The organism is Aureispira anguillae (genome assembly GCF_026000115.1).
GTDB lineage: Bacteria > Bacteroidota > Bacteroidia > Chitinophagales > Saprospiraceae > Aureispira > Aureispira anguillae.
This window is the reverse complement of the sequence record NZ_AP026867.1, coordinates 649,999-663,551: the sequence shown is the minus strand read 5'-3', so window position 1 is coordinate 663,551 and position 13,553 is coordinate 649,999. Positions and strand designations below refer to the sequence as shown.

The following is a 13,553-nucleotide window of genomic DNA, read 5'->3' as shown; positions in this document are numbered from 1 at the left end:
GCTATTTTGGACTACTTCTAAAATAACCTAACCACAACCTGATAGCTCCTAGTAGTGAACTCCATTGGGGAGAACACTCTAGGGCGATGAAGTGTTTGTAGTTTTTATTAGCTTTACTGAGCCTTCTGTTTCTTTTGAAAATAAAAATATAAGCAGGAGTCCCCACCCTGATGACGACAAACATGTAGCCCCAAAGACATGACAGAACATAGTGGCTAACTATGTGTCAGTTTTTCAACTACTGGCGTGGCTGTGGTTGGCTACTTTTATGGAGCCCCCCCCTTTTCCTTGTTTTGATAAAACAGTTAATTAGCAATTCCAGACAATATTTTACTACCCTCATTATCAAACTGCAATACATACCCCCCAATAATACCATAATTGATTCCACCTTCCTTTACATATATACTTCCATCATCTGCATCAAAAATAATAGGGATTCTTCTATTATTTATTAATAAATAACGACGGGAGTTCTTTATGTGTTTTTGAAGATTAGGTGGCATATTCTCAATGTAATTGAATATCATAGAAGTTGCTCCATTACAAGTTTCAAAAAGTATAAACAAAGATTGTTTGTTCTTCTCTAAAGGTTTAATCTTAGATTGCTCTATTTCATTAATAGCTTTTTCTATAATTTTCTCCACAGGTTTTATGTACTTGTATTCCAGAGAGGAGCGAAGTGAACTACAACTTGTCATCAAGCTGATTATGAAGATTATCAGTAATTTATTTATTGTTATCATTTGGTAGTTTTTATTGCATCTCTCACTAAACTTACTTTATTGTTATAGACACTTGCTGGGCTTATCTTCATTATTTCACTATTAGAAACAGGTCCAGAGAATGAACTTTTTGCAGGGGAGTGCTTTATAATATACTCTCTTACATCAATAGAATAAGAAACAACATTCCTCTTGGTAGCATTCTTGCCATCTACAGTTCTCTGTATTGCTAGATCATCTTCTAGAGTATAATCATCTAAAGCAGGGTGTGTATGGAGATCTGCAAAAACTGCTATTTTAGACTTTCCTGTTATGGTCTTCATTTCTTCATCAGTATTCATTATAATGTGACCTGGTCCACTAAGGAATATCTTTTACTCTAGAGCTATATACAGGAAAATGAAAGTTAACATTAGATGTTTCTTCATCTAAATATAATTGCACACCTGTTTCATTCCCAGTTTCTATTGACTCATTAAAAAGTTCCTCATATACTTCCCCCTCACTATTATAGCCCTCTGGCACTTAAATTTTTCACATGATACTGTTTTCCATCATCAATATCATCAGTCCCTACCTTTCTAAGTTTACCTTGAAATACAGCATAAAAATCGCCCTCCACCCGCATCCCATCAGGATCAATATATTTTAAAGGATTTCCAAGTACATAGTTATACCCAGACCAAGGCATATAATCTCCTGCCAATGGATCGACGGCATTCCAACGCCCAATACTCGCATCATACCACCTTACTCCATAGTCATTCCAATTCAAGCCAAAGTCCTCGTTCAGTTCTTTACCATTATACTGGTATTTATTGGCGCCACCAACCTGAGGCTGTGCAAACTTCCATTCTCCTTTGATAGTCATACCAAAGGGATAGTTTTCAACTACTGGCGTGACTGTGGTCTGCTACTTCTGCCTCCTATTTCCAAAAAAATCCATAAAGAGGAACACGAGAAAAAGGAGAATTCAACTCATTCTCCTTTAATGGGCTTGCCCCTATAGTAGCATCATTAATGCCAATATAAAAAGCAGACTTAAAGCAAGAAAGCTCTTTTTTTCTATTAAGATAGCCTTTTAATTTACAGAACAAATCTAGCTCCTTGTACAGTTCGTCAGATTTTTCCCATTCCTGTAAAATTATTTTTAAATCTTTTTTCTTGGTACCTTGACGAATAAAGTGATCAAATAATAAATTCAAGTCATTTTCTACATAGCCATCAACTCTCAACCATACATTATTTCGTAAGCTTGTCTTTGTGTATTGTAAAAGGAATCTAGATTGATTTTCTGAATTAAAACTTTTTATTTTAAAGAGTTGAAGTCGGTAGCTTGTACCAATGGTATCTAGGTTTTTGGGAAGAATAAATTTTTTACTATGAGTATGTTCGATTTTTAGATATTCATAGTGATTTTCTAATGTTTTTACCCAATCATCCCAGGTAATCTTACATCCATAATTACCATCAGCTTCTATACTTGTAAAGAGAAGCATTTTTGTTCTTTCATCTAGTAAAGAATCAGATTTTTGGGCTTTGATACTTGTATTTGCTGTAAATAACGCAAAGAGTACTATCCATAAGAGTTGTCTCATATCTTTAATATGTTTTATAATTTTTGGAATTTGGGATTGCTGTTTTGTTTAGAATGGCTCTCTCATAATCAAATGAGAATTTGGTTGCTTGTTTATTTAAATAAGGAACCTTATTGAAAGATTCCGTAAAACTTGTAGCAGGTTGTTCAACAGCAAAAATAGCATCACCAAATTCATTTGCAAGAGTTGTTAAATTTCTCCCTTCTTGAAATAGGGTGATATTAATTTTATTGCCTAAAATTTCTTTGGGTCTGTAAAATTCTTTTTTCGTTTCGTGATCTGTTACTTGATCTAGGGATTTGGGATTGTATGGAATAGTTGTATTTCCTTCTTCCCCTTTATCTCCAAGCGTGGCAGAATTTAGGCTAATAACTATATCTATACTCTGCCCATTAAAAGACAAATTATTCAGCTTATTATATTCATCTTCATTTGCAGCTTTAAACTCTTGTATTAAACTTTCTGTTGTTTTATAATTTCTATACCCACGAATTTTGTCTTGGTTATTTTTGAGTTCTTTACGAGCTGCCTTGCGTTCTTGAGATGTTTTTGCATTGGCTATATTGCTCTTTAAGTCTTTTTTAAGAGAGGCGTATTGTTGATATGATTGATAAAAATTTATGATACTGTCACCTTTGGGATCAGTATTCATAATAGGATTATTCCCCATTCCATTATAGGGAGACATACTGTAGTACTTGTTTGATAGAGGATCAACACCATTCCACCTGCCAATACTCGCATCATAAGAACGATAAAAAGCCATGTTCCAATTCAGTCCAAAATCATCGTTCATTTCAATGCCATTATACTGGTATTTATTGGCGCCACCAATTTGCGGCTGCATAAACTTCCATTCCCCTTTAATCCCCATCCCAAAGGGGTAAAAATGCTCTTGTTGTAACAACTCATTGGTATTGCTATGCTGGGCTACCTCCACAACTCCATCTCCATCCATATCAGAGAAAAAGACTCGGCTATTTCCTAAGTGGTCTTTTAAGGCGTGACCGTGGTAGGCTACTTCTGCGGAGGAACACCTTTTGCCTTTTTTTAATACAAAAGTTTCCATTCACCATTTGTAACTTCCAATGAAATAGAAACTTGGACAGGTAATTTATGCTTTCTATGAATATTATTACTTCGATGAGGGCGATTGAATAGTAATGTAGGATAAAATTTTGGTTGTATAATAGAATATACATAATAACAAATTTCATCACAGTAATTACTCCCTTCTTCCTCTATATTTTCTAAGTAATCTACTATCTCGTAATCAAACCATAAAATGTCTTTTCGAGAGTTGCTTGTTATCAAAAATTTCATTACAATATCAAACTCATAATCTTTGAACTTTTCTTTAATACTTGGAAATTTCAAAGCAATCTCTTGTTCAAGATTTTCCTTTATATAGACAACAAATTCTTTTTTCATTGTCATTTTATTTCGACTAATAATTGTAACATTATTTTTTTTAATAAATTTGTTTATTGGCATACAAGAGCTAAAAAGTAGCATAACTCCCATTAACATAGAATGCTTCATTTTAATTATTTACGTACGTTTGTTAATGAATTGAGAGCATCAGGAGTTGTTGCTCTTTTATTTTTGGCGTATGGGTGGTTTTTACCGTCTTTTGAATTATATATATAGTAATTGGCAAAAGACTTTTGTAGAGAAAAGAAACTATTCACTTGCCGTTCTGACGAAATGTTTATTAGTTGATCTGTCTTCCTATCTTTTCTATTTTTATTAAACCAACCTTTTAAAGGACCACCACCTGTACCTGACTCATCTACTGAAAACTCTGCATCTGATCCAACCACCTCTTGTCTCATTTGTTCTTGTATCAGTTTGGCTTCAACCTCAATAAAGGCACCTCCTCCAACTCCTTTTTTTTGAACTTCTCCATGCCTTTTATCAAGCATTGTTTTTATCTCATCTGGATTATTAGTGCTTTTTCTTATATCTGATCGATCATTACTTAAATTTGCTGTACCATATGTTATTCCCTGATAAGCATGAGCTACTTCTTCTGTATATGCAGAAGTTAATGCATCACTTGACAATTTAGGATCTATATCAATAGAGTGATTTCCTGCATAATATTGTCCATTAGCCCCCTTTTCTTTAGGTGAAAGTAATGAGACTTCCAAAACTCTATCATCTGCGTGTAGTTGGTCATATACAGCTCTATAAGTAGCTGAAGATTCATAAAGCCCATTATGTGTCTCTTGAAGTTCATTAGGGATAACAACCGTAGCCCCAGAAGGGTCACTATTTTTAATAGGGTTATTTAAAGCCATTGTATAACTTCCCCAAGTGTAATACATTTCTGCTGCTGGATCAACTTGATGAAAACGTCCAATAGAAGCATCATAAGAACGATAAAAAGCCATGTTCCAATTCAGTCCAAAATCATCGTTCATTTCAATACCATTATATTGATAAAGATTCACCCCACCAACCTGTGGCTGCACAAACTTCCACTCCCCACGAATCGGCATCCCAAAAGGATAATAATGTTCCTGCTGCAACAACTCATTTGTATTGCTATTTTGGGCTACTTCTAAAATACCATTTTTATCCATATCGGAGAAAAATACCCGTCCATTTCCTAAATGATCTTTTAGGCTATATTCATAGCGATAAGCATAAATCGGAACCCCATATTTCCCTGTACCAATTAGATTGCGAATTATTCGCCCTTCCGAATGGTGGATAAATTCTACTTCTGTATTCACATATTGCACATTTCCAATATAATACTTATTTGTAACTAATCCATTGGGATTCGTGATTTGTTTTTGCACCTTATTGCCTGTAGCATCATAAATCCAATTGATCGTAGCATTCGCTGCTGTAAACTGAATTTGTTGGGGCAGATTCAAATGATTGTATTGAATGACAATTTGTTTGTTGTCATCTTGTGTAACATTTCCATTTTCATCGTAAGCATATTCTTGGCTATTCGAAGCGCCATCTATAAAACCAGTGGTCGCACTTGCCGCATCTTGTACCGCTAACAATTGGTTATTCGCATAACTATAAGAAAGATCATCCATTAAACCATTGGTCAAACTAGTACCCAAAACCGCCAATGTTCCTCGACGTTGTAAGCCCGTTATATTTCCCATTAGATCATAAGAAATATTATGAACCGAAAAATGATTGGGTCGTTGATAGACAGGTAACATCGGAGTAGAAGACTCCAAAAATTCTGTATAATCAGCATTGACCAAACGATCTAAATTATCATAAGAATAATCATAAATAGAACGATAGGCATAGCTTTCTACCTTTGATTCTAAATGATGGATATTTCCACCATAATCATAGGCAAAATTCATTTTTAAAAGATCCTCATTGTCCTCATTCTGACTATCCGAACGCAACAGCAACCAACGATCCCTATACTCCGCTTTTAAATCTTCTAACAACACTTCCATTACCGTAAGGTTGGTCAAGCCATTCTCTGTTAGTTTTTGGGCTAAACGAGTTTCTAATTCCTCCAAAGAAGCCGCAATATTACTTTCTGTTATTGTTTGATCTGAAAAATCTATTTGAACTTCTTCGTCTTTTGTATTCGTTGCCGCTTCTCCATACAAATCTACCTCGGTGTGCAACTGCTGACTAGCAATTACAATTCCATTCACCAAATCTACCGTTTCATCGTCAATTTCAATCGCTGTATTTACTTCTCCTTCTGTAGCATCCTGCCCGTTGTATTTGAGGACAATTTCATGGAGCTTCTTCTGTAGTAAAGTCGTACTAGGGGTAGAACCCGTTGAAGCAGGAGTCACCTGATCTAAATCATTGATGCGTACCAACCAGTTTTTGACATTGTAATGATAATCGATCGACTGCAAGAAATTGTTGCCATCATTGGTAGAATGAAGATTTTTTTCAATCAATCGCCCTAGTTCATCGTAATGCTGCTCTTTTAATAAAATCTTATCCTCGTTCCCTACTTTATGATAGACCTTTAGCAAACGCCCTGTATGATCATAATGGAAGAACTCCTCTGTTAATACCTCATTTTGGATGTTGTTGTTTGTTGTGCTGTGTTGATACCTTGTTTTGGTTAGATTTCCAACAAAGTCATACGCACTAAAACTATTGTCTTTTCCATTTAAAGCATTGTCACTTTGAACTTGGATCAATCGCCCTCTAGCATCATAAAAATTAACTTGTTGGAGCAAACGACCAGAGCCATCCATAACCCGAACTTTACTGCCTGTCGCTTGGTTAAGGGTGCGGTCAAAATAACTGTTGGCGTAACCTGCCGCAGGAATAAAACTATTGGTCGCATCCACCTGCCCATCTCTATCAAAATCGTAATCGTCGTAATAATGAATGGTTTGAATCGGATCATTCGCCGTTAAGTTTGGAAGGGTATTGGTGTACCCTACTGCATTGGCTGCTCGATCTTCGTACAACTTAGTTTGGGCATCAAAATACTGTTGTAAGGCAGTTTGCGTTAAATTGCTATGGTAGAGTGCCGAAACAATTGGACGGTTGTATTGATCGTATTTTTGTATCGTCCATTGCCCCAATTGGCGTTGATTGGCATCTTGGGTAGCCACCACACGATCCAATCGATCATAAACGTAATAAACAATCCCTGAGTTGGGTATTTTTTTGCTTGTTAATCGTTGGCGAGCATCATAAGTGTAGCTATAGACCAGCTCTTTGTAAATCGAATTGGTATAGTCATAATTTCCTGTTTGCTGTATCCTTTCTATTGCCAATGGTGTAAGTACTGCTTGGACATTCCCAAAGGCATTGTACAAGGTATAAGTATTGATCCAAGTGTTTGGACTTAGCTCTTGTTGTACCAAAATGGTACGCCCCAATCGATCCGAAAAACGAACCGTTTTTACGCCTTTAGTATTGAGCGTTTCTTGCTTTAGAAGTTCCTTTTCAGCATAATATTGAGCGGTGGTAGTAAGCGCATCCAATCGCAAAACTTCATGGGCTTCATTGTGCCCATAAAAACTACGGACGGTATGATTATTCCCAATTTGCCAACCCTCTCCAGCTGAGGATTGTTCCTTGGGACGATTTAAAGGAGAAGCTTCAAAAATCGTTTCGCTAAAAGGATAAGCGGTTTGACTTTCTATTGCAATCTCATTGGCATAATAAGTTTGCGTTTGTTGGATGGGATTGGGGTTAAATCCTCCTGTATTGCTGTTACTGTTCACAAAAGGCAAATAGGTTTTCATCTGTCTGCCATAGACATCGTATTCATTGAAGGAAACAACATCCTTTTGATTCGGAGATTGCCCCTTTCCTACCGATTGAATTGGGCGACCCAAACCATCTATATATTGATAGGACTCCATCAATTGATCTACAGGCAGACCAGCCAAAGCAGCCAAGCTTGTTTTTCCTGCTACTCGAACCAGTGCTGTTTTAACATGATTTTCTATCGAACCTGCTCCCTTATAATGATAGCTATTGGTTCCTATAATATTCCCCTCAAAATCTTTGACATGAGACAAACGCTGAAAATCATCATAGTGATAACTACTGTGTAAACGGTTTACTTGATCGGTTGCAATCAGTTGGCGGGTATTTTGGTCGTAATCATAGGTCTGTACAAAGGCATCAGAAGGATGAAAACGAACAGCATCCAACGCAATCGTTTTTTGATAAGGATTCCACAAATAAGCATGAATCGCTAAAGTTTGATTATTGGACAATCCTGCTGCTTGACGAATCGCTGCTAAATCTATTTCTACTTCTATTAATTGCCAAGCTCCATTGGTTGTCGTAAATCCTGTTTGAACATAACTTGGAGCCACTATAGGATTGGGATAGGTGGCATTGTTAGGAGCAGCACAAGTCCGAACTACCAAATAGGAATGGGTGGCATCATTGGTATTCACCCAAGCAGAGAATTTGTATTTCTTTTCCTGTCCTTCTATCGTAAAAACTCGCCCAAAAGGAAATTCTTCGTTTGTTTGTAAGGCAGAAACACCTACTTTTCCTGCTACACGGCTACTAGCTGTGCTAATCGACCAGCCCGTTTCATCGCCTTGTTCAAAACTAGTATAACCAATTTCTGAAGAGTGGGCATTGGTCGCTGCCGTAATGGGCAGTTGTTGATCGTAGCCCCAAGCAAAGCTTTTTAGTTGGTCGGCTGTTTTCTGAAAATCAAGTATATTGCCATTGTCATCATGATTGAGATATTCCCCATAAGCAGTATAAATTGCTGGATCGTATACAAACCCTGCATTGGCAGCTACACTAGATTCGGTATAATTGGCAATCGGACTACTGATCTCTGAGCGAAATACCGTTTTAGGAACTACCAAACCATTGGGTTTGGTATCAAAAATGGTTAACATTCCTCCAACTAAGGCTGGCGATTGTCCTGATTTTTGAATGTATTTTGTTTGCTCTAGTGGAATGTTGTGTCGATGTTGCTGCTTTAAATTATGGATCGCAACTGCTGCTAGATCACTACTTCCTGTATAATTGGCATAATCTGTAGGGTATTTGGTTTTGGTGATGTGGGTAAGCCCATCACTATTGGTTACTTTGGTGCTATTGAGATGGGTGTAAACATCATCGTATTCATAATTAGTAACCGTTTCTATGTAATTGGTGCCACTTTCATCGTATTGACGTAGGGTAGATTTTGTTTGCTTGTTCCAACCTGAGAAAATGGGATAACGAACGGTGACAAAACCTGCAAATGCAGGGTAGTTAATCATATAATCGCCAAGTCCTTTTCCTTCACAGGGATGCGGAACATAATTCCCTGGATTCTGACTAATGTAGAGGTTTGTAAACAAAGAATATGGAACAGGAGATCCTGTAATGAATGCAAAAAAATCAGCAACGATTTCTGTACCTGTTACACTTGCATCTAAATCATAACCTGGTAAATTTGCCGAATTCGTATTGTAGTTATCACATGCCACATAAACGCCACTACTTGTTAAACTATAAATATTCGCAATTTTTCCCACTTTTGTCCCATAAAACGTATGCATAGAATTGCTTCCATTTATAGATGCAATTTCATAGTCATTGATTTGCTCTTGTACTTTTATAAAGTTGCCATTCTCCTTTTTATAAACAACTTGCTCCAATAAGAGCCCTCCTTGCCAATCCAGTATTGTCGTTGGAACACTTAAATCCTCGGCTAAATTAGCGGTTGTATTTTTTACAATATTAAATTTATTCCAAGTCTTTCCATTTTGCCCATTATTCCCTTCTAAAACCGTAACTTCTTTATAGGCTATATGAGCCCCCGAAACCCCATGCAAAGGAATTTGGCTCTCCGAATATTTAATGACAGTGTATTGTTCACATTTTGTAATCAGATTGCTGGTTGCATGGCTTGTTCCTGTAAAGTTATAGGTCGTGTTTTTGGCTTGAAATTTTAAAGGGCGAATTCCGACACCACTAGAACGAGCAGAGTTAGCTGCTTGATTATAGTTATACGCTTTTACCATATCTTTGGTAGCGTCTATCCCATCATGAATAGTGACCTTCTTTACTCTAAGTCCTCCTACCGCTTCATTATAAATCAAATTTCCCGTTGGTTGCTCGTATCGCACATGAATACTCAACGCATCATCATTGGAACAACTCGTATTGTTAGCCGTACCATTTAGTGCGGCGGCAGTGAGTCTATATTCTCCCGCAGGAAGACTAAGTTCAAATGTTTTAGTATAAGGTGTGTTTATTTCATCAGTAGGGTGTGAATTAAAATCCAGAGTGCCCTTTCCATCATTTCCCGTTCCTGAAGGGTTAATGTTTGGATTGCTTGTTGTCAAGGGTTGCCAAGCGCCATTAATTTTTTCATCGATTCGCAAATAGGAAACCGCAGCAGCAGGAGCGCCACATCGGTACGATACATTTACCGTAACGGTGACATCTTGAGCATGATTTAGGGTAAAGGTTGAGCTATACTCATTTGGGCTAGTAGGTTGATAATAAGAAACCCCTGCACCTGCATTCTGAACAATTAGTTCAGGGATTGGAACATCGTAGCTTAACTCATGCCCCTCGTATTCCAAAAGCGTATGCCCTCCTGTTGGGTAGGTTATTTTTTGTAGCACACCTGCTTTTGCATAGGTAAAATCAGGATAGCGATCTCCTCCTCCTTGATAAAAATTAGGACTGGTAGAAAGACTCGCTGGAATCAGACTTGTATTGTTCATTTTACCATTGTAATAGCCCCAAAAATCTCTTGCCTTAGATAAACGAGGAGGTAAAGCGGTCTGTTCGTATTCAAAAACATGTGGAGGCTTACTTGTATTATTATTGGCAGCAATTTCTTGAACGCCCAACAAACGCAATCGCTTGTGTCGATAACTTAGAGCTCCAGGACTGTTGCTTAACGAATAATCTTGGTTTAGCACGTATTTTTTAAGATAGGCATTCCCATTATCCTTTCCATACTGTTGAACTTCCCTTAATTGAACGCCACCTGTCAAAAGATCATCTCTTCCGCCCGTACTAACAAATTCTACCCGTCCACCCAATGCTTCGATGCGCTTTAAATGAATTCCCTCGACGCTCAAATTACGGATACAATCATTGGATTGAACTCCTACGGGACAAGGAGATGGCATTGACGAATTTTGATACTGGTCAATCACTGTTGAAATAGTTTGTGAAATTCCTGCTTCATAAGTTAATAGATGCGATTCATAAACAAACTGGATTACTTCCGTTTGATTAGGGGCTTCAATTTCTCGTAAATACCAACTGGTAATAATGGGTATATTGTAGTTTCTACCACAACTAATCGTGGAGTTATTTTTGCTCTTTTCAACACATTTCACTCCCGTCATATCAAGACCCCCAAACTTATATTTGATACCATCTGGTGTCGTTAAGGTAAAACCCTCTAATTTACTACCAGGCTTAATAAGTTCTATTTTTATATCTTGATGAGGAACTAGGCGAGCAACCAAGGGGTTTGTTGCATCGCCTGTGTTTTCAATATAAAAACGACCTGCATAACCATTAATGTTAAAATTAAATTGGTCAGGCTGTCCGTCCCGTTCTCCATCTACAGCTCCTTGGAGATAATTATAATAATCATTCGCTTCATAAGCTTCTTGTTGAGTAGCTGGGTTGCTAATTCCTTGCGCTAAAAAATCGTCGGGTACAGCATAATTCCAATAACCAAATTGCTCATCATCCGCAATTCCATTTACGGTACGACTAATAACGCCACCTGCGTTCAAACTCCAGCCTAAGCCTACCCAAGAAGATACAGCATCAACTTGATTGCCTCCTCCATGATAAGTCAATGAAATGGGTACGGATAGACGCTTCCCGCTAAGAACACAAAGCGGAACAGAAACATTGGGAACCCCTGTGTGTAAACTGACAGGAATTTCGCCATAGGTTCCTAAGGCAGCAGCCGTTGGAGAGGGAGGTAAAACATCTTTTAGGGGATTTAATGCCGATTCATAAGGGTGTTGGGCATTAACAAACTGCATTCCCAACAAGAGGAATACCAATAGGACGTTTGTTTTCATGTATTTTAGTGGCTTTTATAAAAAAGAATATACTTTTTCTAAATGTTGTGCTAACAATACGCTTTTTGAGTTCAAAAAGTTCCCTCACACACCCCATTTTTCGCTCACTATGAAAAACTTATAAAGTTTTATATTTTACATTTGTTAATCTTAGGCGTGAACTAAACTAACAATTTGATTTTAAACAATTTTAAGGCAACAGTCCGCCAATTTCTTAGAAAAAATTAGCGGACTGCGACCACCCTTTAGGCTTTAATAAACTTTTTTACAATTTTCTCTTCTCCAATTTGGATACGAATCCAATACAATCCCTTTGCCAGACCTTCTACAGGCACCCTTTGATTGATTACCGTCCCACGATCAACGATTTGCCCTACTTGGTTCAACAGCTCGAATGTTGCTGCTTGGGTTCCCAACTTCATATAAAGCACCTCATGCACTGGATTTGGATAAATAGCCAGTGTTGCCCCTTCATCGTTAACCAACTCTGCCTCCCTTGTTTCCCTTAGGGTATTGCTATTGTTTCTTGCTGCTCCACCACCTAAGCAAAACGCCTTGGTATCTGCTGTCTGAAATGAACCACCCGAAGTAATCGTATTTCCAGTAGAAGTATTGGTAAACAAAAAAGACCCATTTCCATAAGAACAGCACATGCCATCTCCATAACTATCTCTAATCGTCAAGTAATAACAACCAGAGCTTAATGTTTTGGCGATGTTGATGGTTGAGCCATCTGCCTGATTGCCATAATTGCCGCCCGAATAAACAACTTGATTGGAACTATTGGTAATTTCCCAACTCGTTTCTTCTGGATAATTATCGAAGGTAAGCCTTAGATTCACATCAATTGTTGTAGGAGAAGTCCCTCCACCATTCCCAAAACGATCTTCTGCTTGTTGTCCACCCCAAATTTGAGTCGCAAAAGCTGGATTATCAATAAAAGGATTTCTGTTTCCTTGCAAGTTTTCTATAATTCCATTGCGTTGTAATTCGAGGGTAGAAACGGGGTCATCTACATTCCATTGCAAAAATAATTGGAGCATATTGGGATCATTGGACACCGTACTTCCAATCCCTACATTTTTGGGCAAACAACGGCTTCCGTATCTAAGATACATGTACATAATCATCCTAGCAACATCGCCCTTAAATTCATCCCCAGGATACCAAAAGCCTTGCGCTGTTATTTTAGAATTTCCTGATCCACTAGCAAATTTTCTACTACCACGAGAAGCATTTCTATTTACATCCGCAGAACGAATGTGATGGGGATCTGCCCCAGGTCCAGAACTTCCTAGATTGGGAGTACCCAAAGATTTAGGATATACATGTTCTCTATTCCAGTCGGTGCTACCTCCTCCATTGCTATATTTTGAGCGGGTTCGATCCGTGGTTGAATTTCCATCGGTATTACTGTATCCATAAATTAAAATAACATTAGCAGTATTGGTTGGATCTAAATCTGTTTGTTTCAAGGCATTCCAAACACCAGGAGTATAAGAAATCGTATTGGTTTGAGAGTGGACGACCTTGTTTGCTAAGTTATTTTTTAACGTTTGCCCTGTTGCATTCAGGTTCACATTGTTATAATAAGCAGGAATTTGTGCTGTGCTCGAAATTTGCAACAATAAAGCTAAAACAAGTATTAGTATTTTCATTTCAGTGTAATTTTAATGAATGATTAGATCAATTAATTTAACATTAAAATTCTTTTCAACTGT

At 37.5% G+C, this 13,553-nt stretch carries 8 protein-coding genes; all 8 read right to left on the bottom strand.

The features are described from left to right. Positions 1–305 precede the first annotated feature (305 nt). Entirely contained in the window at positions 306–647 is a 342-nt protein-coding gene (locus AsAng_RS02415; RefSeq protein ID WP_264791182.1) for a hypothetical protein, read from the bottom strand. 95 nt (positions 648–742) lie between these two features. Continuing rightward, positions 743–1,048, bottom strand: coding sequence for a hypothetical protein (locus tag AsAng_RS02410; RefSeq protein WP_264791181.1), 306 nt, complete (start codon positions 1,046–1,048; stop codon positions 743–745). 185 nt (positions 1,049–1,233) lie between these two features. Next, positions 1,234–1,596 carry an RHS repeat-associated core domain-containing protein gene (locus AsAng_RS02405; protein ID WP_264791180.1) on the bottom strand — a complete coding sequence of 121 codons (363 nt, stop codon included), beginning with the start codon at positions 1,594–1,596 and terminating at the stop codon, positions 1,234–1,236. A 55-nt stretch (positions 1,597–1,651) separates the two neighbouring features. Beyond that, positions 1,652–2,323 carry a hypothetical protein gene (locus AsAng_RS02400; protein ID WP_264791179.1) on the bottom strand — a complete coding sequence of 224 codons (672 nt, stop codon included), beginning with the start codon at positions 2,321–2,323 and terminating at the stop codon, positions 1,652–1,654. A 4-nt stretch (positions 2,324–2,327) separates the two neighbouring features. Beyond that, complete coding sequence (locus AsAng_RS02395) at positions 2,328–3,392, bottom strand: RHS repeat domain-containing protein (RefSeq protein ID WP_264791178.1); 1,065 nt, start codon at positions 3,390–3,392, stop codon at positions 2,328–2,330. Further along, complete coding sequence (locus AsAng_RS02390) at positions 3,374–3,754, bottom strand: hypothetical protein (RefSeq protein ID WP_264791177.1); 381 nt, start codon at positions 3,752–3,754, stop codon at positions 3,374–3,376. Before AsAng_RS02390 ends, AsAng_RS02395 begins: the two co-directional genes overlap by 19 nt. Positions 3,755–3,870: 116 nt before the next feature. Beyond that, complete coding sequence (locus AsAng_RS02385) at positions 3,871–11,832, bottom strand: RHS repeat-associated core domain-containing protein (RefSeq protein WP_264791176.1); 7,962 nt, start codon at positions 11,830–11,832, stop codon at positions 3,871–3,873. 245 nt (positions 11,833–12,077) lie between these two features. Continuing rightward, positions 12,078–13,490, bottom strand: coding sequence for an endonuclease (locus tag AsAng_RS02380; RefSeq protein WP_264791175.1), 1,413 nt, complete (start codon positions 13,488–13,490; stop codon positions 12,078–12,080). Positions 13,491–13,553: the final 63 nt, after the last annotated feature.

Bases quoted from the DNA above. Each gene is read 5' to 3' on its own strand.
- AsAng_RS02380 (WP_264791175.1), bottom strand. From the start codon at position 13,490: ATGAAAATACTAATACTTGTTTTAGCTTTATTGTTGCAAATTTCGAGC.
- AsAng_RS02400 (WP_264791179.1), bottom strand. From the start codon at position 2,323: ATGAGACAACTCTTATGGATAGTACTCTTTGCGTTATTTACAGCAAAT.
- AsAng_RS02390 (WP_264791177.1), bottom strand. From the start codon at position 3,754: ATGAAAAAAGAATTTGTTGTCTATATAAAGGAAAATCTTGAACAAGAG.
- AsAng_RS02385 (WP_264791176.1), bottom strand. From the start codon at position 11,832: ATGAAAACAAACGTCCTATTGGTATTCCTCTTGTTGGGAATGCAGTTT.
- AsAng_RS02410 (WP_264791181.1), bottom strand. From the start codon at position 1,048: ATGAAGACCATAACAGGAAAGTCTAAAATAGCAGTTTTTGCAGATCTC.
- AsAng_RS02395 (WP_264791178.1), bottom strand. From the start codon at position 3,392: ATGGAAACTTTTGTATTAAAAAAAGGCAAAAGGTGTTCCTCCGCAGAA.
- AsAng_RS02405 (WP_264791180.1), bottom strand. From the start codon at position 1,596: ATGACTATCAAAGGAGAATGGAAGTTTGCACAGCCTCAGGTTGGTGGC.